Genomic DNA, 26,816 nt, shown 5'->3' on the forward strand with positions numbered 1-26,816 from the left:
GAGGCGGGTGCCGGACCAAAAAGGGAAAGACAATGAATAACAATACCGTTCTCAAAACCATGGATGAAATTCTTGCGTTCGAGCGGACACCTTTGCAGGATCGGCACCTGCCGCAAAGCACCTATGAGGCGCTGCAGAAAGGTGCAGCGCTCAACCCTGATGCCCCTGCTCTCAGCTTCTTTCTGAGCGCCGCCGCCATGCGCACGCCCTATGTGCTGACCCATGGCCAGCTGCTTGCGCGCATCACCCAAACGGCCAACGCCCTGCGCCGCCTCGGCATCGGCCGCGACGATGTGGCGGCCTACATCCTGCCCAATATGCCGGAAACCCATTTTGCGATCTGGGGCGGCAGCGCGGCAGGTGGCATGCTCGCCATCAACCCGCTGATGGAAGCCGATCACATGGCTGACCTGCTGAAGGCCGCCGGTGTGAAAGTGCTGATCACGCTTGAACAGACCCCCGGTGTCGACATCTGGGAGAAAGCCAGCGCCGCGTCCAAAGACGTGCCCGGCCTGGAGCACATCCTGCTCTGCAACTTTGCACCCTATATCAAGGGGGACGGCGTCTGGCCTGAAACCCTGCCTCTGCCTCCGGTCGCCCCCACGCTTGAGGGCACCAATGTCACCATGTCCCGCCTGCTCGATGAGATCGCCAACGATCCATCCGACGCGCTCACCTTTGATGCGCCGGGTCCGCAGGACACCTCCACCATGCTCTGCACCGGTGGCACCACCGGGCTGCCCAAAATCGTGAAACGCACCCATTTTGGCGAGGTCTACAACTCCTGGTGCCCAAGCCTTTATGTTGGCGCGGAAAACGTCGGCCCGGGCACCGCAGCGCTGTGCGGCCTGCCGCTCTTTCACACCAACGCCATGCTCGTAACCGGCCTGCTGCCATGGATGCACGGCGGCCATATCGTGCTGGCCACCCCTTCCGGCTATCGCGGCGAAGGCGTGATCGCAGGGTTCTGGGACATGGTTGAGCACTACGGCATAAGCTCCTATTCCGGCGTGCCCACCATCTACGGCGCGCTGATGCAGGTGCCGCACAAAGACAAAGACCTCAGCTCCCTGCGCTTTGGCGCATGTGGCGCGGCCCCGATGCCGGTCGAACTGTTCAATGCCTTCATGGCGGAAACCGGCGTCTCCATCGTTGAGGCCTACGGCATGACCGAAGGCGTTCTGGCGTCTTCCATGAACCCAATCAACAACCCGGAGCCGCGCATCGGCTCCATCGGTATGCGCTTCCCTTATCAGGACATGCGCATCGCCATTCTCAACGACAACGACGAATTTGAGCGTTGGGCAGAGGTGGATGAGGCCGGCGTGATCTACATTACCGGCCCCAACGTCTTTGACGGCTACCTGATCGAAGAGCAAAACAAAGGCATCTGGCTGGAGCAAGACGGCAAGCGCTGGTTCAACACCGGCGACCTCGCACGCTGTGACGCGGATGGCTATTTCTGGATGACCGGCCGTAAAAAAGAGCTGATCATTCGCGGCGGTCACAACATCGACCCCAAGATCGTCGAAGAAGCCATGCACAAGCACCCCGCCGTCGCCATGGCTGCCGTGATCGGCCGCCCGGACGCCAAAGTGGGCGAAGTGCCAGTAATGTACTATCAGAAATCCGCTGGCACAGAAGTCGACGCGGCCGCGCTGCTGGAGTTTGCACAAACCCATGTGACCGAACGCGCGGCGGTGCCTAAGGATTTCATCTGCCTTGAGACCCTTCCTGTGACCGCAGTGGGCAAGATCCACAAAGTCACGCTCAACATGATGGAAATCGAGCGCACCGTGCGGGAAGAGGCACAAAAGCTCTCCGCCGAGCTGCTCAGCCTCGACGTGGTGCAAGACGCCAGCCGCGGCGTTGTCGCCAAAGTTGCGGTGGCGTCCGGTCAAGACGCATTGCAAAGCGCATTGGGCCAATTTGCCTTCACCGTCGACATCAGCTGACCCGCAACACTTCAGCCGAACTGACAGATTTGAAGCGCCGCAGTCCCCTCTGCGGCGCTTCTTACTTTGCCCCCACCACAGAAGTCCGCAACGCGTGCCCTGCCTCCTGCGCCCGATACCGAGTGCTCGGAAGCTGATCTGCACCGAAGGGCTGGAACCACACCAGTTTGACCCGCTCAGCACCAAGCTCGCCCATTCTCATCAGCCGTCAGCTCATACCCTAGCCATTCGGCGCAGGAGGCGTCGGTTGCACAAACGCACGCTGCAGCATCGAAGAGCGCACCCAAGGCACTTGTACCCCTTGCGTCTGGCGCACCACATCGACCCGAATGCGGCGCAGCACATCCTCCAACGGCGGGGCCTTTTGTGTGACATGGCGCAAGAAAGCCTGCGCAAAAGGGCTGTGGCCATTTTGGCCGTCATAAGCCACCGTGCCCGGTGAAGACGCAAAAGCGATGGCCACTCCGGCCTCCATGGCACGCCTGCTTCCGCCAATCCCGCCCATGATCGGAGATACAACCGAACGGCATGCGTCAAAAAATATGATCTTGTTGCGCGGTTTATCCGAGAGCGCCTGCACAATGGCGGAGAGTGGCACCGTTTGAGACAAAGCCCCCATCTGCGCCTCCGTCGGGCTTTGCGCTGGCGGATCAAACTGCGTCCCATTCATCGCATCCACCGGCACGTAAAAGGCCTGCCCCGCCTGCATCACCCCATGCCCGGCCAGATAAACCACCACCTGCCGCGCATCGACAGCGGCCCAGCGCAAAACGGCCAGCGTGCGCATCACCTCCGCCTGTGTCGGGTTTTCAAGGTGCATCACACTATAGCCCAGCGCATGCAGACGCGCCGCAATCTCCCCGCTATCCGCCACCGCATTGGATAGCGCCGCCGCCCCCGGATAGGCCCCGCTTCCAATCACCAGCGCGACATACCGCTGGTCGCGAATGTCGGCCCATCCGGCGTGCGCAACGCCCACGACACCGATCAGCAGGACAACCAGAGCCCGGCAAATCACTTGCAACGGGTCCCATTGCTCGGCCGCGCCAGAATTTCCACGCGGCGATTTAACGGATGTGGCCCCGGGATGCCCCTCAGCAGAGCGGTTTCGCCGCGGGCTTCTGTGGCGATCCGGCCCATATCCACTTGAGACGCACTGGCCAGCGCTGCCGCCACCGCCCGCGCCCGTGCGTCAGACAAACGCCGATTATAGGCAGGCCCGCCCACACTGTCCGCATGGCCAACCAGTTTGATACAGCTCTGCGCCAGCTTCGGCGCATTCAAGACGCGCCCCAACCGCGCCAGATGGGCCTTATACTCTTCTGTCAAATCGTCAGAATTGAAGGGAAAGCGGATAAAGTACCCCTGTTCCTCAGGCACGCTGTCCAGACTGGCCGCTGCGGTATCAAATCCCGCAGGCGGCAATCGCCGCTCCGCACCAAGCTCCGCTCTGGCGGGCGGTACGCACCCCGCCCCCACTTGCCCCGTCAGCGCAAAATGGATCGCGCAACCGTCTGCCGAAACCGGCAGCTCACGCGAAGCCGCAAGCACTTGAGAAGACAGAAGAAAGAAAGCGCCAATAAGACTGAAAAACCGCACAAACATCATAGCCAGAACCAAACAAAACACAGTGGCAACGCCTCTATTTTGCCATGAAAGCCTAAACAGAGCGTAACTTGGGAGCTTTCAATTTTTAGAAAATTCGCAGCAAAAACGCGCACAACAACACCCATCCGTTTTACCGGTGTAAACCAACTGGCCGCACACTATTGGGGTGTTTTGGTTATGTGTATGGTGTCCTCTTGGTTCGGGTTCGCTTTGTTTCCGTTGTGATTTTCTGGCTTTTGGCCGCGTTCATTTTGACCAGCTGTGCCTCCTCGCACGCCAGTTTTGCCCCCGCCATTGCGCAACCCAATGCGCGCCCGGCGCGGAATTTCACCTCTTTTGCCCCATCCCTGCGCTGCATGGACGGGCTCTTTGCCCAGCTGCCCACGCGGCGCTATCTGGTGTCGTCCTCCGACATCCCCGATGACACACGCGACATTGATGTGGGCGCGGATGACATGCTCATCAACGCGCTCAACCAGATGAACCAACGCAGCGGGCGCTATGTGTTTCTGGATCAGGCCCGTATCTCCGGTTTTGGTCAGCTGGAGCTGGTGACAACCCGCAAAAAGGGCGAGATCAAACCCAACCTCTATATCAGAGGGTCGATATCACAGCTCGACTCCGACACGGTCGACAACACCATCACCGCAGGCCATGACTCCAACAGCGGGCGCGGCATCACCACCTCGCTTTACCGCAGCAAACGCACGCTTTCGATTGTCTCGGTGGATCTGCATCTCGTGCAATATCCCAGCCGTCAGGTGCTCGCTGGCGGCTCTGTCTCCAATTCCATGGTTGTCTCCCGTCGCGGGCTCAGCGGCACGGTTGCGGGCATGATCGACGATCTGGATGTGGCGGTCCCGATCTCCATCGACCGCGTCGAAAGTCAGGGGCAAGCGGTGCGCAATCTGATCGAGCTTGGCCTGATCGAACTGTTGGGCAAGCACGCGGGTGTGCCCTATTGGCAATGTCTACAGGGCGATATGACAGATGCCCGCGCCGCCCAGAAACGCGAGCGCAAACATGTGCTTACCGGTGCGGAGACCAAGGACATACAGCGCCGCCTGATTGCGCTCGGCTATCTTAGCGGCAGCCCAAGCGGCACGCTGGATCCTGCCACCCGTCAGGCGATCACCCGGTTTCAAACCAAGCAACATCTCATTGCCAATGGCGAAGTGGATTTTGACTTTATCGAACGCCTGAAAGCGGCCACCCCGCCCCCTGTCGCCAAAGCCAAGTCAGCACCGGCGCCCGCATCCGTGCCAAAGCAGCCACGTCAGCCGGCCAAGCCCGCCGCACGCGCCACCGCTCCCGCAGCCCCTGCAACGTCACCGCAATGTGTGAACAATCAAAACTGCGAAGGGCTTTACAAAAACCTCTATGATTTCATCAAAGAGGACGTCGAATTCTAAGCGCTGAGGCGCGTGTCTTCCAAGCCTGCTTCCGGCCCCTCAAACGCTGCCTCTTCCTCCGAGCTGGCCACATCCATCTCAAAACGCGACACAATGCCGGTCAGGCTTTGCGCCTCGCCCTGCAACATCTGGCTGGCGGCAGCGGCTTCTTCTGCCATAGCCGTGTTCTGCTGGGTCATGGTGTCGAGCTTGCGCATGGCCGCATTGACCTCATCAAGATCAGACGCCTGCTCCTGCACACCTTCGGAAATTTCGGTCACCAAATCGGACACAGAGCCCACCTGAGTGATGATGCTGCTCAGCGCCTCGCCTGCACGCCCCACCATGGCAACGCCGTTGGCCACATGGTCTTCGCTGGCCCCGGTCAGGGTCTGGATCTTGCCCGCAGCAGAAGAGGCCCGCTGTGCCAGCGCCCGCACCTCAGAGGCCACCACCGCAAATCCGCTTCCGGCTTCGCCTGCGCGCGCAGCCTCAACTCCCGCGTTTAAGGCCAACAAGTTGGTCTGAAAGGCGATGTCGTCAATCACACCGATGATCTGCGCAATCTCATCAGAGGCCGTCTGGATCTGATCCATCGCCGACACCGCAGAGGACACAACATCGCGACTGCTCTCTGCCTCATTGCGCGCGGCCTGCATGGCCGTATCAACCCGGGTTGCACGATCGGCAGTGGCTGTCACACCTTCAGACAGGTGATCCACCGCCCGCGCGGTTTCCTCCAGCGTGGCAGCCGCCGCCTCTGTGCGCGCTTCCAGCACGGTTGCCGCAGATTTCTGCTCGTTGGAGTATTGATCCACATTGCCCGCCGCATCGATCACACCTGACATCATGTCGCGCAGGTTGGCGAGGCCGCGATTGAAGCTCTCCCGCAGCGTTTCGTAATCCTCCGCAAAAGGCGTAGTGATGTCACAGGCCAGATTGCCGCCTTCCAGATCAGACAGCGCATCATTCATGGTTGCCACCACATGGGCGGTTTTCTGCGCCGCCTGCGTTTCTCGGGCAGAGGCCGCATCCGCGCTCTTCAGGCGGTCTCGGAAACTGCCCATGGCGTTGGCCAGATCGCCAAGTTCATCGCCCCGCGCGCGCCCTGTGATCTCCACATCATAGGCCCCTTCCGCCAGCGCGCTTGTCACTTCCCGCAGAGATTGGATCGGACGCGTGATCCGGCTTGCGACAAGCCAAGACACGCCCGTGGCCAAAACAACAGCCGCAGCGATCATGGCGATGGCCACCATGCGAATGTCGCGCACAACCGCAAAGGCCGCATTGCGGTCTGTCTCCATCACCAGCGCCCAGGAGAATCCATCAACATCCAGCGGTTTGACGAGACCAATCACGGTATGCCCAGCGCCGGTTGCTACGCTTTCAAACATCGCCTCTTCGCGCGCCACGGCCGCAGTAATATGCGGCGCATCCGGCAATATATCGGCAACCGCAAACTGCCCCTCAATCAAAGACGGGCTGCGCGCGCGCCCATCCTGGCTGATCAAAAACATGTTCTGCCCGCCGTTTGGCTCCAGATTGCCCGCCAGGGCCTGCGCGATACGCTCGCTGGAAAGCTGAACCGCCAGAACGCCCGCGATCACCTTTTTCTTGCTCAGCACCGGGATCGCAAGAAAGGCCCCAGCCCCGCCATCGCCAAGCGCGTAAGCGGCAACATCAGATGTGCTGATCTCCCCCGGCTGCGCCTTCAAAGCGGCCTGAAACACCTGCCCCAAACCTGTCTCTGCATTTGCTCCGGCAGAGAAATCCTGCGCGAAATCCGCCTGTTTGGCCACCGAATACAGCAGCCGCCCCTCTGTGTTGAACAGATACATATCCTTGTATCCATTGAGCGTGAGCGCCCGCAAAAACGTCGGGTGATAGCTGGCGTGGGATTGGCTGTAGTATTCGCCATCTCCCGGATCGACCAGTTTGGCGCGCTCTTCTGCCGCATGCGGATTGTTGGTGACGTAAGTCTCTGTGAGATATTGGATCGGATCGTCCGCTTCGATCATCTTGATCACGCGCTCGAAATTGCTGATCGCGCGGAAGGTCGTGGGCTGATCCGCATTCATCACCAGATCGCGACGCACCGCATCAATCATGGCCGTCAGCGCCTGCTGAGCCGCATTGGCGGAGGTCTCATGAGAAAAGAACACATTCTGCCGAATGGTCTGCTCCGCCATCCGGTAGACGGAAAAGGACACCCCCACAAGGAACGTGGCGGTCAACGCGACCATCAGCAGGGGCAGCTTGAGCCGGAGCGAAAGGTTGCCAAACTTGAGCATAGAAACGCCTCCCGACCATGCCTTCTCACGCGACGTGTGCGCGCATTTCACGGAGCCTAGGCGCAGAAATCCTGAGAATTCTTTAAGCGGTCATGTAGCCTATCCCAAAGGAGGAGGCCGCCTACCCAAGCGCTGTAATATTGGGCGTTTCATAGGCCACAGGCCTTCTCGCCGCCCCTACTCTGCAACCTGAGGCATATTCTTCGGCACGCCAAACCTCTGCCAGGCGTCATATTGAGACAGGAAAACCTCGCCATTGAGCGCCTCAATCAGATGCGAGCGCCTCAGCCGGTCCATCACCGGGCCTTTCACTTCTGACAGATGCAACCCGACCCCCATGTCTCGCAGACGAGCATTGATGGCTTCCAGACTTTCCAGCGCGGAATAGTCCACTTCATTGACCGCAGAGAACATCAGCACCACATCGCGCACCTCACAACCGGCGGTGACACGACTCTGGATCAAATCCTCAAGGAACCGCGCATTGACGAAGTAGAGGCTCTCGTCCACCCGCAACGTCACCAGCGCGGGCACGGTCTCCACCTCATGGCGGTGGATATTGCGAAAGTGCTGCGTGCCGGGCACCAGCCCCACCTCCGCCACATGGGGGCTGGAGGTCTTATAAAGATGCAGCAGCACCGAAATGGCCACACCGCTGGCCACACCAACCTCCACACCCAGCCCCAGCGTCAGCAGGATCGTGGCTGCCACGGCGATGAAATCCGCGCGGGAGTATGCCCAGGTCTTTCGCAGGATCGAAAAGTCCACCAGCGACAGCACCGCCACGATGATTGTTGCCGCCAGCGTTGCCTTTGGCAGAAAATACACCAGAGGGGTCAGCGCAACCGCAGCCACCGCAAGCCCCACTGCCGTAAAGATCCCCGCCGCAGGGGTTTCCGCCCCGGCATCAAAATTGACCACCGAGCGGGAGAAGCCGCCGGTGACGGGGAAGCCGCCGGTGAACGCCGCCCCCAGATTGGCCGCCCCCAGTCCAATCAACTCCTGATCCGGATCAATACGCTGGCGTTTCTTGGCCGCAAGGGTCTGCGCCACTGAGACACTTTCCACAAAGCCAATGATCGAAATCAGGATGGCGGGCAGCAAAAGCGCGCCGATAAGATCACTGTTCACCCCCGGCAAGGTCAGCGGCGGCAGGCTTTGTGGCACATCCCCAACAATGCGCACGCCCTGCTCCCCCAAATTCAGCCCCCAGACCGCAAGCGTGGTCGCCACCACCGCAAAAACCGGACCACCCTTGGCCAGAAGATCGGTCAGCAGCGGCCCCGTCCCAAGCTTTTTCAGAAGCGGCTTCAGGTTGCCGCGCACCCAAAACAGAAAGCCCGCGGCCAGAACGCCAATCCCCACTGTGATCCAGTTGATCTCATGCAGATGGCGGGCAATCGACAGCAGCATCTCCGGCAGCGTATGGCCATGGGCGCTCACACCCAAAATATGTTTGAGCTGGCTGGCGGCAATCAGGATGCCCGAAGCCGTGATAAACCCGGCAATCACCGGATGGCTCAGGAAATTCGCCAGAAACCCGAGCCGCAAAACACCCAAAAGCACCAGAAACGCGCCGGACAGAAACGCCAGCGTGAGCGCTGCAACCGCGTACCCAGCGGTCCCCTGCTCTGCCACCTGCCCGATGGTTGACGCGGTCAGCAAGGACACCACCGCCACCGGCCCCACCGCCAAAGCGCGGCTGGTGCCAAAGATCGCATACAGGATGATCGGCGCAATCGAAGCATAAATGCCTGCCTCCGGCGGCAACCCCGCCAACAGCGCATAGGCCAGCGACTGCGGGATCAGCATGATCGTCACGATCACCGCTGCGATCAGGTCATTTGACAGCGCGTTCCGGTCATAGCGACGCCCCCAATCAAGAATGGGAACAAACCGGCGCAGGGGGTGGGACATTGTGTTTTCCGTCATCTGAGTTTTGCGGGCCTCTGCCCATCGCGCAGGTCTGCACCCGCCCGTCGCGACGTGACCCAGGCGGGCGCGACGCAGGCGGCGCGCGCCTTAGTTCGGCGCGACCTTGATCTTCTCCGGTTTTGCCAGCCACTCCTTCCCCTTGAGCATGGCCTTCCAGTAGATCGGCGGCAGCATGGTCTCCTTCAAAAACCAGGCCGCCCGGCTGGGTTTGGTGCCATCCAGCAGGAAAGTGGGAAAACTGGGTTTGAGCACACCGCCATAGCCAAATTCCGCGAGCACAATCTTGCCGCGCTCCACCGTCAGCGGGCAGGAGCCATATCCGTCATAGGCCGAGGTTGGCGAGCGCCCCGCAATATCTGCCGCGATATTGTCGGCCACCGTCGGGGCCTGTTTGCGCGCGGCGGCGGCGGTCTTGGCATTTGGCGCATTCATCACATCGCCAAGGGACCAGATGTTGTCATAGCTCGTGTGACGCAAGGTAGCCTGATCCACATCGACCCACCCCGCAGCATCCGCCAAGGGCGACACCCGAATGAAATCCGGCGCCACCTGCGGCGGGCAGACATGCATCATGTCAAATTCAACCGTGACCTCCGCAGGATCGGTATCCGGCTGCGCCACTTTAAACGTAGCCGTCTTCGCAGCCCCATCCACCGCGACGAGGTTATGGAAGAAATTCAGCGTCGCGTCGTATTTCTCCACATATTGCGAGAGCGCAGGGACATAATCCTTCACCCCGAAAAGCACCCCGCCAGCATTCATGAATTGAATGTCGATGTGCTCAAGCCGCCCATTGCGGTGCCAAGCATCCCCGGAAAGATACATCGCCTTCTGCGGCGCCCCCGCGCATTTGATCGGCATCGGCGGCTGGGTGAACAGCGCACGCCCCTCCTGCAACTCCTGCACCAGCTGCCAGGTATAAGGCGCCAGATCATAGCGGTAGTTTGAGGTCACCCCATTGCGGCCCAATGTCTCCTCAAGACCTTCAACGGCTTCCCAATCCAGCTTCAGGCCCGGGCAGACCACCAGCCGGTCATATTTCACAACCCGGCAGCCATCCAGAATGACCGCATAGTTTTCCGGCTCAAACGCCGCCACTGCGGATTTGATCCAATGCACGCCTTTGGGAATGAGAGATCCCATGGTTTTGGCGGTGGTTTGCGCCTCAAACACACCACCTCCCACCATGGTCCAGCCGGGCTGATAGTAGTGGATGTCAGCAGGATCAATCACCGCGATATTGAGGCCCGATTGCCGAGCCTTCAGGCTGGCGGCAACCGCGATGCCCCCGGCACCTGCGCCAACGATCACCACCTCAAAATGCGCGTCTCCGGTATCTGTGGGGGTCTTGCCCCCATTTGAAATACGCCGCGCCACGCCGTTCATGTCATAGCCCGCCGCTTTGGTGGCCGCGAGAATCTCCGCCATCGGGCGCGATTTGGATCGATGGAAAGACCACAGCGTCGCCGAGCGCGTGCCGGTCCGGCAATAGGCCAGAACCGGGCGCTGGACCTCCTGCAAAACCGCGCCAAATGCCGCCACATCCTCATCGCGCACCATGCCCGATTGCACCGGCACATAGCGCGCCTCAATCCCTGCGGCCTTGGCCGCAGCCTCTATCTCCTCAAAGGAGGGCTGATCGCCTCCCTCACCATCGGGCCGATTGCACAGAATGGTGCGAAAGCCCTGCGCGGCAATCTCGGCAATATCATCGGCCACAATCTGCGGGCTGACCGAAACCTGATCGGTTAGTCGTTTGATGTTCATGTGAACCCCTCCTCCGGGCGGTTTTGACAGATCGCACGCCTCAGCGCGCAGCGCCGCTTACAGGCCGTTGACCGGCACCTTGAGCATCGGGTTGCCGTCTTTATCGGTCGGCACCTCCCCCGCGCGCATGTTCACCTGCAGCGATGGAATGATGAGCTTTGGCATCGAGAGCTGCGCATCCCGCTCGGTGCGGAACCTGACAAACTCTTCCTTGGTCTTGCCTTGGCCAACATGGATATTGGCCGCTTTCTGCTCCGCCACCGAGGTTTCCCAGGCGATGGCACGGCCGCCGGGGCCATAATCGTGGCACATAAACAGCCGCGTCTCGTCCGGCAGCCCCAGCACTTTCATAATGCTCTCATAAAGCTCTTCTGCCGAGCCGCCGGGAAAGTCACAGCGGGCAGATCCGCCATCAGGCATAAAAAGCGTATCCCCGACAAAAGCCGCATCGCCCATCACATGCACCATGCAGGCGGGTGTGTGCCCCGGCGTATACATGGCAAAGCACTGCATATTGCCGACCATATAGGTGTCGCCATCCTCAAACAGCGCATCAAACTGCGACCCGTCGCGCTGAAATTCGGTGCCTTCGTTGAACACCTTGCCAAACACGTTCTGCACCACGGTGATCTTGGAGCCGACCCCGATTTTCCCGCCCAACCGCTCTTGCAGATAAGGCGCCGCGCTCAGGTGGTCGGCATGCACGTGGGTCTCAATGATCCACTCCAGCTTAAGACCCTGTGTCTCGATCTGGCGGATCAACTCGTCTGCGTGATCAAAGGTGATACGCCCAGCGGCATAGTCGATGTCCATCACCGAATCCACGATCGCGCAGCTCTTTGACGACGGGTCTTTGACAATGTAGCTGATGGTGTTGGTCGCCTCGTCAAAGAACGCCTGCACCTCAGGTTTCACGGTGATGTTGACGGGATAATCAGTCATAGGTTTCTCCTCCTCAGGACGCGCCCCGCGCCCTTGGTCTTCCAAATCAGTGACAGCATCTGAGAATGCGTATGGCCTGAAAGCGCGCCTCGACAGCCGCACCGCTGGCGCGCGGCCCCGGCAATCTTCCCGCCGAAGCCAAACGCATCTGGGTGTGGTGCAGAGCGCATAAGGCAGCCTTTAAGGAAGGCCCCTCGCGCCCTTGGCCCGCATGTGGATCAGCAGTCGCGGCAGGTCTTGAGGCCGACAATGCGATAAAGCGGGCAATTCCCGACAAATGCCGTCAGCGTGAACACAGCGGCAACTGCCAAGGCAATCCAGAAAAGGACACCACCAATAAGGCCTGCAACCAGCGCCAGATGCACCAACGCCGCCGCGATGATCAGACGGCCGCCGCGGTCGATCATTCCCATGTTCTTCATCATTTTTCGTCTCCAGGTCGAATCGTTGCCTGGCCACATTCGCATGGGGCGCGCGGAGACTTTGGTGACATGGTCACCAAGCAATCGAATTTCATGAAATCTGGCGGGATTTTCGCCCTGCGTACCTTCGCCACAGGGCTCCAGAGGTCTTACCGATGCGCGCCTGAGGTCTTCACAAGGTGCTCCAGCCCTTCGCGTTCCAAAAGCTTTACCTCGCCGCGGGACTGTTCCACCCATCCCCGCCGCTGGAATTCCGATAGCGTGCGCGAAATGACCTCCCGCGCCGTGCCCAATTCTGTGCCCAACGCGGCATGGGTCGCATGCACAACATCGCCCGCATCCGCGAGTTCCAGCAAACGGGACGCCAGCCGCACATCCATCCGCTGAAAGACAATATCGTCAATCAGCGTGAACAGATCGGTGATCCGGCGCGAATAGGCGGTGAACACAAATTCCCGAAACACCGGCGACTTGCCAACAAGATCATCAAAGGTCGCGCGCGGTATCGCCACCGCTTTCACATCGGTCTCCGCAGCGCCTTCCGCCGAGTAATCCTCAAAGGCCAGCATACAGGCGGTGGTGAGCACACAGCTTTCCCCCGCATGCACCCGATACAGAAACACCTCGCGCCCGGTGTCCGACCTTTGCTGCACCTTCACCGTGCCATCCAGAAGCAACCACAGATTGTCAGCCGTCTGCCCCGGCGCAAAGATCTGCGTGCCTGCCGGAACCGAAACAATCTCGCTGCCCGCCTCCAACGCCGCCCGTATATCTGCAGGCAAGCGGCTCAGGCCATTGAACTTTTCAATCCAATTCTCTTCCATCAGTATGCCCCCTCAGATGATCCCGCCTGTGTCTTAGTGCATCCTGAATTGCGGGTCCATTGGGTCCGGAGCAAGGCCAAGGGATGCGAGTTTAATCGCCGATACAGTGTGCCATAGGTCGCTCAAACCGCCCCAACTAACCTAAAGTATAGCCGCCTTGCCTTAGGGCTATTTGCATTCACCCTCTGCCACCCAATCGCTAAATGAATACGACGGTATACAAACATCACAGCAAGAACGCTGACGGTCCCCCAGACCCGAACCAGAATGGTTCTCTTCCTGAGTTCACCCATCCCACGGAGAGACCCGCTATGAAACCGATGACCGCCAACCAGATCGTTCTTGCCACCGCCCCCACAAAGACCAACGACGCCCCGCGCCTCAATGTCATGCAGATCATCCTGCTCAATCTTGGCTGCTCCCTTTTGCTGGCAATCTCCGCCGCCGTAATGGGAGCCACCTGGATCAGCGCCCCGGTTCTGGGCTGGCTTGGTGGCGGCATCGCCACTTTGGTGATCACAGCAATCTTTGTGGCGCTCGAACCGACCACATCCAAGCGGACGCTCAAGTCCCTGGAGGCGGAAGAAGACAGCCTTGTCGCCCTTTCGGAATGGGACACAGACGCCGCAAAAGAACATGCCTTGGCTTTGAAAGTTGACGAGGCCCTCCAAGACGATTTTATGCGCCGCCTCAACGACTTCAACACCATCGAAGAGTTTCTGGAAACCCAAACAGCAGGCGGAGAATGCACCTCGGTCTCCCAGTTGGATGGTTACCTCACAGGCGTGATCTGCTCCCCTCAATCCGTCCCAGCCTATGAATGGCTGCATGTCGCCCTGGGTGCCCCAGAGGATCTTCCCGAAAGTGTCATCATCGCGGTTGGCGGCCTCTATGACGACATTCTGGCAGGCCTCGAAGAAAGCAAACACCTCGCGCCGGTGTTTGACGAAACCGCAGAGGGCGCCATGGACCCAACCTCCTGGTGCGCCGGTTTCCTCGCCGCCGCCGCCCTGCGCCCGGACAGCTGGACCGCCAACGGCCTCCACCTGAGCCATCAAGACTTCCTGCTCCCCCTGCTCGACTTCCTCAACGACGGCAAAATCCACGTCTCGCACCGGACCAATGCCATCGACACCTTCGCCTTCGCCGACCGCGACATCCTCGTCGACCTGATCCCCTTCGTCGTGCCGATGATGTATCACGAATTCAAACTGCAAGCCCCGGTACAGGCACGCGCAGGCAAAGACATCACGGACTTTGCGGTTGCGTAACCTTGGAGCGTGGCGGTGGCGCTGGGGCAGGTTGCTCCAACGCAATCTCCTTCTTCGCATCCGTAAGTCTTGTTGCTGTCATTGCCTCTGCTCCTTCTCTCAACCAAGGATTGGTCACGGTAGACTCTAGTCACAAATGGCAGGAAATGCGGGTCGCCGAGCAGGTGTCAGCAATCCAGAACATGCCAGCAAGAACAAGGCGATGATCGGCAGACTTGCAGGCATTCAGGACACGGGCCGCAAGAAAAAGTGCTCAAGCAGCGACCATTCATCGTCGCCCCCCGCCCGGCCTCGAGGCAAGCTGGTCTCCATTGCGCAGACATCGCTCTAAAGCATGTCCAGCCCGCTACAGTTTTAGGAACTTTCTATTGAGCGGCGTCCCTCCGGGGATTGCGATGCTCTTATTGCTGCCAAGTGCCTATCTTTGTCGGCCCGGAATTGCGCAGCCGTGTATTCAAAAAATACATCCTGTGCATCTCGTCCGGTCTCAACCGCCCCAAAGCGTCTATGGAAGGCCAATGTGCGGGCGTTGTCTAAGCGCACGTCAAAAACAGACTTACTGAGCCCCAGTTCTTCAAAGCCTTTGACATATATCAGCAGAGCGCTTTCAAGCGCCGCCTTGGGCGTTTTGTTCTGGTCAAGGATCCAACTGCCCCAGGTAAACTGGCTCTTCTCAATGTCGTAAAGCCGCACCAACCCGCAGGGGCGCGCATCCGAGCGTCGCTCGATAACATAGTAATACTCGACGCCCGCCGCTTCACGGGTTTTGTACCGGTGCAGCCAGTCTTCCTGATCTTGGACCGTGCCATTCACCGCCGACAGATGTAGATTGTATGTGGGATCCATCCGCAGCTGGTGAATATAGCCAGCATCGCTCGGCTGAGCGAGGCGTAGGTTAAGCCACTTGCCTTCCAAGATGACTGCGCGCGTGTCGCGACTGGAGTGGGCATCCATATTGGTGTGCGGAGCGGGTCCACAGTATTCGGTCATGGGTCGAAGTCCAGAGTGGGGGTATTTGCAATGAGGAAAAATTATCGCATTCCCTATCCCCCAAAACAAGTTTACAGAAGCACAGGAAATTAACGTCCCTGATCATAAATGGATGGAAATGGCGCAAATTCCTTTTCTTGACCTGCGCGCCGGATATCTGGAGCTGCAAACTGATATCGACGCTGCGGTGGCCCGTGTCCTAAATAGCGGGCACTATATTCTTGGCCCGGAAGTCAGCGCCTTTGAAGAAGCCTACGCGACTTACTGCGGTGCAGCGCACTGCTTGGGTGTGGGCAATGGGCTGGACGCTCTGTGTCTGAGCCTTCGAGCCCTTGGCGTCAAGGCTGGCGATGAAGTGATCGTTCCGTCTCATACCTTTGTGGCAACCTGGCTTGCGGTTTCCGCAGTGGGGGCTACCCCGGTGCCGGTCGAACCAGACCCACAGACCTATAATATTGATACGTCGCGTATTGATGACGCTGTCACCGAAAGAACTCGGGCGATCATTGCCGTGCATCTATATGGCCAGCCAGCGGATCTTGACCCCCTATTGGCTGTTGCTCGCAGGTTAGGCGTTCCGCTGATTGAAGATGCGGCGCAGTCCCATGGAGCCACCTACAAAAATCACCGTATCGGTGCTCATGGGGACGTGGTTTGCTGGAGTTTCTACCCCGGCAAGAACCTAGGCGCCCTTGGAGACGGGGGCGCAGTCACCACAAACCGCGCAGATATTGCCGAACGCGTGCGCACCATTGGCAACTATGGCTCTCGCGAGAAATACGTCAACGAGGTCATAGGAACCAACAGCCGTCTGGACCCACTGCAGGCCGCGATCCTGAACGTCAAGCTGAAGCACTTGAACCAATGGACAGAGGCCCGTCGCCGCCTTGCAGATCGCTATAGCAACTCGCTACAAGGCGTTATACGCCCGCATGTCCCGGACTGGGCCAATCCCGTTTGGCATCTCTATGTGATCCGGCATCCCCAGCGCGATACTCTGATGAAGAAACTTGCCGAAGAAGGCATCACCACGCTGATACACTACCCAATTGCACCACATCAGCAGCAAGCCTACACACAGCAGGGCCACGCAAAAGGGGCCTTTCCCCTGGCGGAACAATTTGCAGATGAATTGCTCAGCCTACCTATCGGACCACAGATGCCCGAGGCAGATCAGGACAGGGTCATCGAAACCGTGAACCGCCTGACCGATGCTCTGTGATGGCTGGGTTAGAAGCATAAGATGGCGCAGCTCTCTTTATCCTACATTCTACTGACCTATAATCAGAAGAACACCGTTCGCGAGGCAGTTGTCAGCGCTCTGAAACAGGATGTGCCAGACCTGGAAATTGTCATTACAGACGATCATTCTACCGATGGCACCTTCGATGAAATCGAAGCCGTCGTGGCAGCTTACAACGGCCCCCATAGGATCATTTTGAACCGCAATCCAAAGAACTTGGGCTTGGCTGGCAATATTGACATGGCACATCGTCTCAGTTCGGGGGATGTTCTGGTTGCCGCCGCTGGGGACGACCTATCATATCCTCAGCGCTGCCGCCGCATCCAAGAGGCTTTCAGCCGAGGTTCGCCGCTTTTGGTATGCTCTTATGTCCAAGCGATTGACCCCGAAGGCAATCCGGTGCCTGGGGATTTCCGTACTGCATTGTTTTATCGCAGCTGGAATTTGACACAGGCAGCCAAATCAAAGGCGCTTTACATAGGGGCAACCGGAGCATGGCACCGCAGCCTCTATGAGAACTATGGCCCGATGGATCCAACAGCCTACGAAGACCTTGTCTTCGGGTTTCGTGCGGCGCTGGAAGATCGTGTCACTGTCTTGGAAGAAGAGTTGGTGCAGTATCGTCTGGGCCTGGGCCTGACCTCCTCCGACTTTTCCCACGCGGACATAGCAGCCTTTGAAGAGAAGCGCAGAAAAGGTTTTCTCGCGCATAAGGGCGTGATGCACCAGCGGATAAAGGACGCAGAAAACTTTGGACTGAGCGGCAGCTCTGAGGTCTTACGTGTCCTGCGAAGAGCACAGATCAAGGCCGCGCTTGGGCTGGCCTATTACGAAAATCAATCCGGTGCCTTCACCAGCTTGCTTCTGAGACATCCATTGCTGGGACTGGCGACTTGGCGATCGGAACGCCGCCGCAGAAACAAGTTACGCCAACAGCTACAAGCGCAGGCAGTCGGCCGTGACGGCTGAAATCACGGTTTTAACGCCCATCTATGATGGCACAATATGCCTGACAGAGACGCTGCATCCAGTGCGGCAGGCTGGTTTGGATTTTGAATTTCTGTGCTCTAATGAGCCTTCGAAAGCAATGCATCTCGCCGTTCAGAAGACGAACGGCTTCTGCTGTCCCAGTTTCACCGCCTTGCACTGCAATCCAATGTCTGGTTTCGCTTGCTAGCGTGTATCTAAACTTTTTCTCAAAAAGGAAACCCAAGAGGCCATACCGTTAAGCGCCATAATCCCGCTTTGGATTGGGGTGTTACCTGCCCCCGAAAGGTTGCTTACGGCCTGTTGAAAGTGAGTAAGATACAAACTTGTCAGACTTGATTGCGTTTTGGTAGTTGGCATTTCGTGATCTCAATTATGAAGTAAATCAGGAAACCTTCAAAATGAGCCAAAGCAACTCTCAGTTTGACGAGAATGTCCGTCTTGTTGATTTGCCCGTGATCTCCGACCCGCGAGGAGATCTGACCTTTATGGAAGGGGGGCGTCACATCCCGTTTGATATCCAGCGCGTTTACTATCTTTACAACGTGCCTGTTGATGCGGAGCGGGGTGGACACGCGCATCGAGAACTGGAGCAAGTCGTTTTTGCCCTGTCCGGAAGTTTCCGAATGAAGATTGATGATGGGAAAACCAAGCGAGACGTATGGTTGCGCAGCCCAAAGAAGGGCCTCTACATCAGGAATTTAATTTGGCGGGAAATGGACAAATTCAGCCAAGGCGCCGTATGCATGGTTCTCGCCTCTCAACCCTATGATGAAGCGGACTACTATCGGGATTACGAAGAGTTCCTTGCCGCCGCACGCAAGTGATACCTGGCAAGGACCAGTTGATTTAGCCCACACTGAGAGAAGCGGTGTTCTAGTGGGGATTTACGCAAAATCTCGTCCAAGGATTGAGGATAAGCTTAGTTATACCTGCCCGATGTAGCCAAGTTCAAATGCTTCTGTTTCCCGCGCGCGATCATCAATTAAGCGACTTTGACGTGCCACCGCTTTGCTCTCTGCCTTCGTGGCGTTGAAAATCTGCTGGCGCGCGAGCAACTTGGTTTCCGACAAAACGGTTATGCCCAATTCCCTCAGGGTTTGAGCATACTCATACCTAAGCTGACAAAGAATCTCACATCAATCAGCACTCATATTAAAGGGATCGGCTTACCTACCTCTGCGGTTTCATTGATCTGTTCTCGTGGCGTGTTGTCGGTTGGGCGCTCTAGGCGCGCCAAGCATCAGAACTGGCAGGGCAGGCGTTGCTGACGGCAATCTGATGACGCAATCCCAGGCTCGGCCTGTTGATCCACTCAGATCATGGCGCGCAATTCACCAGCCATGAATGTGCCGCGTTTCTGCGCGAATACAATCTGTGATTCTCGATAAGCCGCAGAGGCAATTTTCATGAGTCCAAGCTGGTCCGGGCAGCGGACTTATTGATCCAATGGATCAATAACATGCGCAGAACGCAGTGGCCGAGACTTTCTTTCAGCCCTCGACGCGGGAGAAGGTGAGACGGCCAAAATACCGCAACCCCGAGAAAGCGCGACGCGATATCTTTGAATACTTCGAGCCGTGATACCCCCCAAGCCCAAGCACACAAACAACGACATATTGTCGCCAGTTGACCATGCGCACGGACAGCGCAAACCAAAGAAAGCGACTTTCCTGGACACTACAGGCACCTCAAAGAGCCTCGGCCCTAACGCCTTGAACGGTGCCGCTGTCATAAATACCCATCTAGTTTCGAGAATTAGACAAACCCCGGTCCCTTCCCATAATCTGATGTAAATACGTGAGACACCGATATCCGATTACCACCATCGCGATCGAACTGAAAATGCGCTAATATAAGGGCATTCAGAAAATTCAGAAATATCTGCTGACGGTTCTCGTTCAAAAGACGAAATCCCCGAGCCCGATTTAGCATTTCTAATCGTCGGAGATGGCAATTGAAGTTGGATCACAAAGGCTATCAGGCACTCGAAAAAATTTACGATACAGCGGTTAATCCCGGAAGCTGGCGCAAGGCATTGGATTCAACTGCGGCCGTCGTCGACGCCAAGGCTATCGCCCTGGTGGTCAGGGGCCGCAATGCCGGTGCAAAAGATTTGACGCTGATGTCCACTGTCTACCTAGATTTCTCCCGTACGCCCGCAGGTTGGTACTATAGTGCTTGGCTTTCCCGGCTCCAAAACCAGGATTGGGATTTTCTCCAGGAGCAACCAACGCATTACCCAACTCCAGATATCGAAACGGGTATTCCACCCGAAGTTCTCGACCGCCGAAAAGACTATGCGTATTTGAAGAAGAGAACTGGCATTGCTCGGCGACTTGGAGTCCGTCTGAACGAAGATCCCGTCTGGTTCGATGCAATGAGTATAGGTTTTGATCGCACAGTTTATGAAATACCAGCAGTAGCAGGCGATCGCACGCGCGCCTTGCTCCCCCACCTAACGAAGTCTTTGGAGATAGGTCGGGTATTCGCTTTTCTGAAGGCCCGCTATAAAGCGGCACTCACTGCCTTGGACCGAATTCAAGCAGGGATTGCACTTGCGCTACCAGATGGACAGGTAATCGTGAAAAACGCGGAAGTGGAAAGAATTGTTAGTCTTAAGGATGGTATGTTTTTGGCTCGCGATGCCAGAATAGTCACCTCGGACCCAGAAACTACATCTAAAATACGAGCGCATATTTTTGAGGTGGCGTCTACAGCTCGGGGCCAGGCAAACCTGCACGAATCTCTTATCTCTGTAAGGCGGCCTTCCGGACAGACACCGTATCTTCTGGACATTGCTCCGATCAGTGACAGCAAGGCAGAATTAGAGCATGGATTGGAGGGGGCTCTCGTGACCATAATCGATCCAGAACGGGCCCCATATCTTAGGCTGGACCGGTTTACTAAGCTTTATGACCTGACGCAGGCTGAAACTGACGTCTGTCGCTGGATCGCTGAAGGAGCTAGCGTCGCAGAGATCGCGGAAAAGCGAAACACCAGTCCTACTACGGCGAAAAATCAGGTAGCCGCAGTACTTTCTAAAGCGGGCGTCAGCAGTAGAATCGAATTGATAAGGCTCATCCTTCGCGTATTACCGCCCGTAGCTTGAAGCATGGTATTGCTGGAACTCCTTTCGCAAAGAACGCAAATGTCATGATCTGTACGGATCATGAATTACCGGGCGCCGCTCTCTAACCTACTACGCAGGTGGTCTTGAGAATGACTGAGCCAAGCCCGCCAATTGAATGCCCTCGGCGCTGCGCTTTGGGTTTGATCAAGTTATTTTAGGAATATCGAAATGACCAATTATGCTGCGATAACCAGCCCGGCTGCTGCCCTGACATCCATTCAACAAGCACTCAAAGCGCTGGGCTACAATCCAGGCCCGATTGACGGTGACTTTGGCCGTCGCACACGCAAAGCCGCCGAAACCTGGCTCGACAATGATGGCAAACCCGCTGAGATGCAGCAGGTCGCCGCTACCACCAGCGCTGGAGGCATGATCTACCAGGACCCTGGGCACCATGCGGTGAATGAAATTGTGGTACATTGCACGGCTACTCGACCCGAATGGTATGAAGGGCGTTCTATTGAAGAGAAGATTACTGAAATCCGCCGATGGCACGTATCAGATCGCGGTTGGAACGACATAGGTTACCACTACGTGGTTGACCGAGACGGCAGCGTTGCACAAGGACGTGCTGAAACAGTCGTCGGCGCACATGTGAGAGGCCACAATCGCGGGACAATCGGTATTTCCCTGGTAGGAGGCTTCGGCTCGTCGGAAACCGACATCTTCAGTGACAACTTCACGGAAGCGCAAGAAACCGCATTGCGTAACTTGATATCAGATATCGGACGCCGGACTCTGATCCGGAAAATCAACGGCCACAACGATTATGCTCAGAAAGCTTGCCCAGGTTTCAAGGTCAGCGAGTGGTTGTAAAAAGGGTCGCAACAAACCCCAACAGGGCTTGAGGGCTTGAACGTTTTCCCGTTCGGTTCTTCGCAGAGTCGTGTCCATCGTGGACCTGTCGCGGTTTGATGCCGCTCCTTTGATAGTATTTATTGCAGCAAAGGAGACGAGCTATGGGATTGAAACGGAAGGACGAATTTCGCGGTGATGCGGCGCGGATCGCGCTAACGAGCGGACTAACACGCAAACAGGTGGCCTCGGATTTGGGTGTTGGCCTTTCGACGCTGAATAAATGGGTGACATCACATCGTGACACCAAGGTTGTGTCAGACAAAGACCTCGACCTTGCCCGAGAGAATGAGCGACTTCGACGGGAGAACCGTATTCTCAAGGAGGAGAGGGACATCCCAAACTGAGAACGCGAACGCCATGCGTTCGAGAGAGCGTTCGAAGGCCACAGCCTTCTTCGCGAGCCAAAAACCATGAGGTTCCAGTTCATTGAAGAGCATGGCCACGAATTCTCGACCAACCGCCTTTGTCAGGTCTTGGGTGTCAGCAACCGTGGCCTGCGCGCCTATCGCAGCCGCCCGGCCAGCCAAAGGCAGCAGACTGACATGGTTGTCTTGGCTCACATCAAAGAACAGTCCCGTCTCAGCTTAGGCAGCTATGGTCGTCCACGCATGACCGAAGAGTTGAAAGAGATGGGTCTGAACGTCGGGCATCGCCGGGTTGGCAGATTGATGCGGAAGAATGGAATACGGGTCGAACGGTCCCAAAAATACAAGGTGACCACTGACAGCAACCACGCCCTCAACATCGCCCCGAACCTGTTGAAACGAGACTTCAACGCGGATGGCCCCAATCAGAAATGGGCCGGGGACATCAGTTATGTTTGGACCCGAGAGGGATGGCTCTACCTTGCCGTCATTCTTGACCTGCATTCCCGACGGGTAATCGGCTGGGCGGTCAGCAACAGGGTGAAGCGTGATCTGGCGATCCGAGCGTTGAAGATGGCCGTAGCTCTTCGGCAGCCACCAAAAGACTGCATCCACCACACCACAGTGGCAGCCAATACTGCTCTCACGATTACCAGAAGCTGCTGCGCCAGCACGGCTTCCAGGTATCGATGAGTGGCAAAGGCAACTGTTATGACAACTCAGCTGTGGAAACCCTCTTCAAAACGATCAAGGCAGAGCTGATTTGGCGAAGGTCATAGCAGACGCGGCGGGACGCTGAGTTAGCCATCTTCCAGTACATCTACGGCTTCTACAATCCGCGCCGAAGGCACTCAGCATTGGGCTGGAAAAGCCCGGTCGCCCTCGAACGGAAAGTAGCCTAAACGTGCACTTGGGGCGGCACAAAAACGTGACATGTCCAAACTGGCGGGCTGACCCCAGCCCTTTAAGCCCATCTCACCCGCGCCATTTGGCTTACTTCGCTTGAACTCCGCAAGGGCGTCAGGCAGCACGCCTTGTCCGAAACCATATCAACAGGAAGAAACAAGAACGGCTTCTCCACCTGAAGGAGCTGGATCAAAGGACACACAGTACAGCGTTGTGGCGACGCCCTGGCAGCGTGGTAGTGTCTGTAGAGCTATCGAATCCGAGCCTCAAATTGGAGCGGCCGTTCTAATATTCACAAACAGAGGACCGCTAGAAACCGAGATCACCCTTCGCCGAAAAATCTGAGAAGCCGAACTTTAACCTAATATGTCGTCAGCATAGATCGTTGAAATTTCCAAGCTCGCAATCCGATACAACATGTCATTTGCGGGATCCGAAGACCTAAACGACACCGCATCAAACACCTGACTTGCCTCTACGCTGGCGCTGCCCCCATTGCTAAGATATGCGGCATCGCTTCCAATCAAGCTAAAGTGCCCTTCAGAATCTGCTGTCCAGAAATCTACCGTAACGTCCACGATATCCATTTCTTCGGAAGCCAGATCGAGCGAGAAAGCGGCTCCGGTGCCGACGACTTGCTCTGATTTGAGTTCAAAGAACAGCACTTCGTTTTCATTGATGTATGCGCGTTCGTCCTCTGTTTGATCCCAAGGCCCATAGCCCCCCTCGGTCCCTTTGCCTTTGTCCCGAACACCAAAAGCGGCTCCGAATCCAGCAGTGCTGGCATAGCTATTGACCTCTTGTTTAATCACATCGCCAATGTTCAGGTCCGCGCCGAAACCGGCATCGCGAGCCGTATCTCTGTCGACAAAAACGAGCGTGTCTTGCAAGCCTGTTTCCATGTCGTATGTAAACGCCGCCACATCTACGATGTCCACAGAACTATCGGTCCCCCAATCTTTGTTCTGCTCAGCTTTGCCTGCTCTATTGAGCTCAAACAGTGCCGGACCATCCGTATTTTCACCATCCGCTACAGTTTTATGAAGTTCTTGCGACAAAAGCATTCGTTCTTTTGAATTCACAAAAAACGAGCCACGATCAAATTCGATATGCGAGTTGACCTCGATTGTCTCACTTTCCCCGATACTAACCTGGATAGAAGCAGTCGCCTGCTCTACTCCCCCACGACCATCATCTATTTGATAGACAAAGCTCTGCTCAACTATTTCACCAGGCGCTGCGAGATCAAATAGGTCTCCTTTGGCCTCATAGCTAAAAGTCCCGTCAGGATTCAGAGACAACACACCATCCATTGGCCCAGAAACCAGCGAGACGGACAAATTGTCTCCGTCCGGGTCAAAATCTGAACCGCTTCCATTGTCATCTAGAACGTTACCCGACAGCGCGCTATTTTGGGAAACCGTGAACATATCATCCAAAGCTATTGGAGGCGCATTCACTGTGGCGAACTCCACTGTTATCTCGGAATTGTCACCAACCACTTCAACATTAAATTCAGCTCCCTCGAAATCACCTTCCAGCGTGATTGTCCCATCGACGTCACCGTCGCCATCTTCGTCAATATCCAAAATTGCAGAGCCGGAAGTAACGGTAAGCCATTCCTTAAGCAGCTTAACCTTTTCAATGATGAGTTTTATCTGATCAGTGAAGCCGGTGATGACATCCCCATCAAGCGCCTTAAGCTCTCCAGCAACTGAACCAGTTCCTGCTGCGAGGTTAAATTCTTCCTTTGTTTCAGAGGCCACAAGCGCGTTCTGACCAACTACGCCATTGACAACTTTAAAGATATCCTCGCCAGTTGCACCATCAAGGAGCAACTCAAAATTGGTGACGTAAATCGCTGAGTCCAGTATGTAGTCACCGGTATCGGAAACGGCAATTTTTATGCTATTTTGCCCTTGCTCTAGGTCTGGCCGGACCGACAACGCCCCAAATCCGTCCCATTCTATTGGGTACACGCCTGAGGTGTTGTCAACGAAGTTGAGCGCAAGATTCTCATCAATAACACTAAGAGGGGTGCTGGGGTCACCATTGAACAGAGCTGCATTGCTTCCATTAACAAAGACAGCAGCCACATCAATCACAGACGTATTCGAGAATTCAGGATACTCATCAGAACCGAACACGATGTCGAACCGAATGCCGTCCACATCTGGGTCGTCTACAAAAATATCGAACTCAAGCACTGACGCATCAAGCGATTCCCCGGCACCATCAAACGCATCGCGGGCAACAGCGCTGAGATCAGAGTCACCGGGCGCATTATGCGACACAGAAAAGTCAGTACTCGTATTTGAAGGTCCCGGGAACCCACCCGAGGACAGAAGTACCCCCCCTTCAAAATCAATACCCACACCGGGTATTTCAAAATCTTTGACCAGGAAGGCCGCGTTTTCGCTGCCAGTATAAGTCACATTCGAAATAGCACCACCAAGAATTGACTGCAGATAGAGCTCGGCAACATCACTCCCAGATGCAACACCGAATTCGTTCGCTGCTCCGGCGAAGGAAATAGTTTCTTCAGGGGCAATAAAAGTACCACCATTTTCATCGTTAGCGTCGGAAAACAAGGAATAATCCGCACCAAAATAAGGCGTGCTGAAGGCGTCTGGGCTGTTAGGGACGTCAGAGCTGTCTTTGCCAAATGCAGCATAGTAGATAGGTAGCGTGACATCATTTGAACCGTCGGATACAAATTCACTACCCGAGAACTCGACAACAGATGTGCCAAGATGCACGTGTAGATGCTGGCCACGACTGGCACCGACCTCCTCATCGAGCGAAGACAGGCGCAGGCCAGTCGCACCGGTGTCACCAAACGGCTCCCCAAAGTTGACACGGCCCCAAATCTGGCCAGCACCATACCCGCCTTCACCAGCAGAAATCCCTAGCGCTGTCTCTAAAAAGTTAGGGGCCATATGGGCATAAGTCACAAAGATTTCTTGGCCATCGACGAAAGATCGAACTGTAACATAGTTGCCATGTCCGCTACCCGCACTTGCGTATAAATCTCCATCTATAAGCGTATTTGGGGGACCCTGAATGAACTCTTCTCCGACGCTTTGACGAAAAGCGACTATGTCCCCGCTTACAATCGGATAGACAGCGGTCCCGTAAGGGACAGCAAAATCGACACCCCACTTCAGGGCGCCAAAATGGCTAACCTCTTCATTAAAGCCTTGCGTAACAATATAGGAACCGCCGGAATAAGGCAGTGGCACCGATTTCGTCATAACAATACCCTCAAACCAATTAACTGAGCATGATACACGCTTGCCGTGTAACACAATAAATATAATCCCTAAATAGTCACAATTTTTACTTCAGTCAAAGTTGTTAAACATCAAACAACAGAAATCAGAGCAGCCACCCGATTTCCCAAAATCATAAGCAGGATTTTTCCCGGTCAATTCGGACAGAGACATTTCATCTAAATACGGAAGATATTTCTCTATTGTTTGACCGCAAAGTCATTTTGCACGGAAATGCACATAGATTTCACGACACGATCAACTCCCAAAAACCTAGACCCATCGGGACCTTTCGCACTCGCACTTACTTTTCTAGAAGTTCTTAAAAGAAACCTCTTCAGAAAAGATAGCCCCACCCACCTTACCAGCCCACGTTAGAAATCACGTTCTCAAGGGACCGTCATGGTCGGTTTGACCCAGCCTCTTGACTCGGGCCGATTGGATATTGAATTTACCACGGAGATCTGCGCGTGCCGCTGAACCAGCGAAGATCAGGTCACTTATTACCACCTAAAAACAGGGATAATTGGGATCAACTTCTTGGCCTCTGAGATGGCCTGAGCTAAAACTGAGTGATACCCGAAATTATCTTGAAGAACGGTTGCGCTTCAATCTTTGCAGAAAAGGCTTGCTTTCATCGCCGATCACATCTGCTG

At 56.3% G+C, this 26,816-nt stretch carries 18 protein-coding genes and 1 pseudogene; 9 read left to right on the forward strand and 10 right to left on the reverse strand.

The features are described 5' to 3' along the window. The first annotated feature begins 32 nt into the window (after positions 1-32). Positions 33-1,955 carry an acyl-CoA synthetase gene (locus tag ACO07T_RS08305; RefSeq protein WP_422049009.1) on the forward strand — a complete coding sequence of 641 codons (1,923 nt, stop codon included), beginning with the start codon at positions 33-35 and terminating at the stop codon, positions 1,953-1,955. 220 nt (positions 1,956-2,175) lie between these two features. Here ACO07T_RS08305 and ACO07T_RS08310 read toward each other — a convergent pair whose 3' ends face one another. Both ACO07T_RS08310 and ACO07T_RS08315 read right to left on the reverse strand, forming a co-directional pair. After that, positions 2,176-2,973, reverse strand: coding sequence for a caspase family protein (locus ACO07T_RS08310; RefSeq protein WP_422049340.1), 798 nt, complete (start codon positions 2,971-2,973; stop codon positions 2,176-2,178). After that, positions 2,970-3,584 carry an OmpA family protein gene (locus tag ACO07T_RS08315; RefSeq protein ID WP_422049010.1) on the reverse strand — a complete coding sequence of 205 codons (615 nt, stop codon included), beginning with the start codon at positions 3,582-3,584 and terminating at the stop codon, positions 2,970-2,972. Before ACO07T_RS08315 ends, ACO07T_RS08310 begins: the two co-directional genes overlap by 4 nt. A gap of 173 nt (positions 3,585-3,757) precedes the next feature. Between ACO07T_RS08315 and ACO07T_RS08320 the strand changes: the two genes are divergently transcribed. Further along, positions 3,758-4,975, forward strand: a complete 1,218-nt coding sequence (locus ACO07T_RS08320) for a peptidoglycan-binding protein (RefSeq protein WP_422049011.1) — start codon at positions 3,758-3,760, stop codon at positions 4,973-4,975. On the opposite strand, the gene ACO07T_RS08325 is transcribed toward ACO07T_RS08320, so the two are convergent. From ACO07T_RS08325 to ACO07T_RS08350, 6 genes are all read right to left on the reverse strand, one after another. Next, on the reverse strand, positions 4,972-7,245 hold the full coding sequence (locus ACO07T_RS08325) for a methyl-accepting chemotaxis protein (RefSeq protein ID WP_422049012.1): 2,274 nt from the start codon (positions 7,243-7,245) through the stop codon (positions 4,972-4,974). The two genes, ACO07T_RS08320 and ACO07T_RS08325, sit on opposite strands and share 4 nt — an antisense overlap. Positions 7,246-7,422: 177 nt before the next feature. Continuing rightward, positions 7,423-9,162: a SulP family inorganic anion transporter gene (locus ACO07T_RS08330; protein WP_422049013.1), complete on the reverse strand. Its 1,740-nt coding sequence runs from the start codon at positions 9,160-9,162 to the stop codon at positions 7,423-7,425. Positions 9,163-9,267: 105 nt separating this feature from the next. Next, positions 9,268-10,947 carry a TIGR01244 family sulfur transferase gene (locus ACO07T_RS08335; protein WP_422049014.1) on the reverse strand — a complete coding sequence of 560 codons (1,680 nt, stop codon included), beginning with the start codon at positions 10,945-10,947 and terminating at the stop codon, positions 9,268-9,270. Between the two features lie 57 nt (positions 10,948-11,004). After that, positions 11,005-11,889, reverse strand: a complete 885-nt coding sequence (locus tag ACO07T_RS08340) for an MBL fold metallo-hydrolase (RefSeq protein ID WP_422049015.1) — start codon at positions 11,887-11,889, stop codon at positions 11,005-11,007. Between the two features lie 218 nt (positions 11,890-12,107). Continuing rightward, positions 12,108-12,314, reverse strand: coding sequence for a YgaP family membrane protein (locus ACO07T_RS08345; protein WP_422049016.1), 207 nt, complete (start codon positions 12,312-12,314; stop codon positions 12,108-12,110). A gap of 146 nt (positions 12,315-12,460) precedes the next feature. Next, the gene (locus ACO07T_RS08350; protein ID WP_209059812.1) at positions 12,461-13,135 is read right to left on the reverse strand and encodes a Crp/Fnr family transcriptional regulator; all 675 of its coding nucleotides are present in this window, start codon (positions 13,133-13,135) and stop codon (positions 12,461-12,463) included. Between the two features lie 311 nt (positions 13,136-13,446). Here ACO07T_RS08350 and ACO07T_RS08355 point away from each other — a divergent pair, with 311 nt between their 5' ends. Beyond that, a complete protein-coding gene (locus tag ACO07T_RS08355; RefSeq protein ID WP_422049017.1) occupies positions 13,447-14,406 on the forward strand; it encodes a YecA family protein in 960 nt (319 codons plus the stop codon). A gap of 354 nt (positions 14,407-14,760) precedes the next feature. Here ACO07T_RS08355 and ACO07T_RS08360 read toward each other — a convergent pair whose 3' ends face one another. After that, positions 14,761-15,396 (reverse strand): GNAT family N-acetyltransferase, encoded by a 636-nt coding sequence (locus ACO07T_RS08360; protein WP_422049018.1) that lies wholly within the window; start codon positions 15,394-15,396, stop codon positions 14,761-14,763. 118 nt (positions 15,397-15,514) lie between these two features. On the opposite strand from ACO07T_RS08360, the gene ACO07T_RS08365 reads away from it, so the two are divergent. The 6 genes and pseudogenes from ACO07T_RS08365 to ACO07T_RS08390 all read left to right on the forward strand — a co-directional run bounded on the left by ACO07T_RS08365 (position 15,515) and on the right by ACO07T_RS08390 (position 22,884). Next, positions 15,515-16,618, forward strand: coding sequence for a DegT/DnrJ/EryC1/StrS family aminotransferase (locus ACO07T_RS08365; protein WP_422049019.1), 1,104 nt, complete (start codon positions 15,515-15,517; stop codon positions 16,616-16,618). Between the two features lie 21 nt (positions 16,619-16,639). After that, positions 16,640-17,608 carry a glycosyltransferase gene (locus ACO07T_RS08370; RefSeq protein WP_422049020.1) on the forward strand — a complete coding sequence of 323 codons (969 nt, stop codon included), beginning with the start codon at positions 16,640-16,642 and terminating at the stop codon, positions 17,606-17,608. A gap of 419 nt (positions 17,609-18,027) precedes the next feature. Continuing rightward, on the forward strand, positions 18,028-18,453 hold the full coding sequence (locus ACO07T_RS08375; protein WP_422049021.1) for a sugar 3,4-ketoisomerase: 426 nt from the start codon (positions 18,028-18,030) through the stop codon (positions 18,451-18,453). Between the two features lie 1,130 nt (positions 18,454-19,583). Then, positions 19,584-20,738 carry a helix-turn-helix transcriptional regulator gene (locus ACO07T_RS08380; protein ID WP_422049022.1) on the forward strand — a complete coding sequence of 385 codons (1,155 nt, stop codon included), beginning with the start codon at positions 19,584-19,586 and terminating at the stop codon, positions 20,736-20,738. A 189-nt stretch (positions 20,739-20,927) separates the two neighbouring features. Continuing rightward, positions 20,928-21,575, forward strand: a complete 648-nt coding sequence (locus tag ACO07T_RS08385; protein ID WP_422049023.1) for an N-acetylmuramoyl-L-alanine amidase — start codon at positions 20,928-20,930, stop codon at positions 21,573-21,575. A 143-nt stretch (positions 21,576-21,718) separates the two neighbouring features. Next, positions 21,719-22,884 (forward strand): annotated as a pseudogene (locus ACO07T_RS08390) (IS3 family transposase). A 360-nt stretch (positions 22,885-23,244) separates the two neighbouring features. Here ACO07T_RS08390 and ACO07T_RS08395 read toward each other — a convergent pair. Then, positions 23,245-26,142, reverse strand: coding sequence for a choice-of-anchor L domain-containing protein (locus ACO07T_RS08395; protein ID WP_422049024.1), 2,898 nt, complete (start codon positions 26,140-26,142; stop codon positions 23,245-23,247). Positions 26,143-26,816 lie beyond the last annotated feature (674 nt).

This window comes from Shimia sp. (assembly GCF_965227725.1).
Classification (GTDB): Bacteria; Pseudomonadota; Alphaproteobacteria; order Rhodobacterales; family Rhodobacteraceae; genus Shimia.

What these genes read in the sequence shown, in the direction of transcription:
- ACO07T_RS08365 (WP_422049019.1), top strand. Translation starts at nt 15,515, where the DNA reads ATGGCGCAAATTCCTTTTCTTGACCTGCGCGCCGGATATCTGGAGCTG.
- ACO07T_RS08305 (WP_422049009.1), top strand. Translation starts at nt 33, where the DNA reads ATGAATAACAATACCGTTCTCAAAACCATGGATGAAATTCTTGCGTTC.
- ACO07T_RS08395 (WP_422049024.1), bottom strand. Translation starts at nt 26,142, where the DNA reads ATGACGAAATCGGTGCCACTGCCTTATTCCGGCGGTTCCTATATTGTT.
- ACO07T_RS08385 (WP_422049023.1), top strand. Translation starts at nt 20,928, where the DNA reads ATGACCAATTATGCTGCGATAACCAGCCCGGCTGCTGCCCTGACATCC.
- ACO07T_RS08360 (WP_422049018.1), bottom strand. Translation starts at nt 15,396, where the DNA reads ATGACCGAATACTGTGGACCCGCTCCGCACACCAATATGGATGCCCAC.
- ACO07T_RS08335 (WP_422049014.1), bottom strand. Translation starts at nt 10,947, where the DNA reads ATGAACATCAAACGACTAACCGATCAGGTTTCGGTCAGCCCGCAGATT.
- ACO07T_RS08355 (WP_422049017.1), top strand. Translation starts at nt 13,447, where the DNA reads ATGAAACCGATGACCGCCAACCAGATCGTTCTTGCCACCGCCCCCACA.
- ACO07T_RS08370 (WP_422049020.1), top strand. Translation starts at nt 16,640, where the DNA reads ATGGCGCAGCTCTCTTTATCCTACATTCTACTGACCTATAATCAGAAG.
- ACO07T_RS08350 (WP_209059812.1), bottom strand. Translation starts at nt 13,135, where the DNA reads ATGGAAGAGAATTGGATTGAAAAGTTCAATGGCCTGAGCCGCTTGCCT.
- ACO07T_RS08325 (WP_422049012.1), bottom strand. Translation starts at nt 7,245, where the DNA reads ATGCTCAAGTTTGGCAACCTTTCGCTCCGGCTCAAGCTGCCCCTGCTG.
- ACO07T_RS08375 (WP_422049021.1), top strand. Translation starts at nt 18,028, where the DNA reads ATGAGCCAAAGCAACTCTCAGTTTGACGAGAATGTCCGTCTTGTTGAT.
- ACO07T_RS08345 (WP_422049016.1), bottom strand. Translation starts at nt 12,314, where the DNA reads ATGATGAAGAACATGGGAATGATCGACCGCGGCGGCCGTCTGATCATC.
- ACO07T_RS08330 (WP_422049013.1), bottom strand. Translation starts at nt 9,162, where the DNA reads ATGTCCCACCCCCTGCGCCGGTTTGTTCCCATTCTTGATTGGGGGCGT.
- ACO07T_RS08340 (WP_422049015.1), bottom strand. Translation starts at nt 11,889, where the DNA reads ATGACTGATTATCCCGTCAACATCACCGTGAAACCTGAGGTGCAGGCG.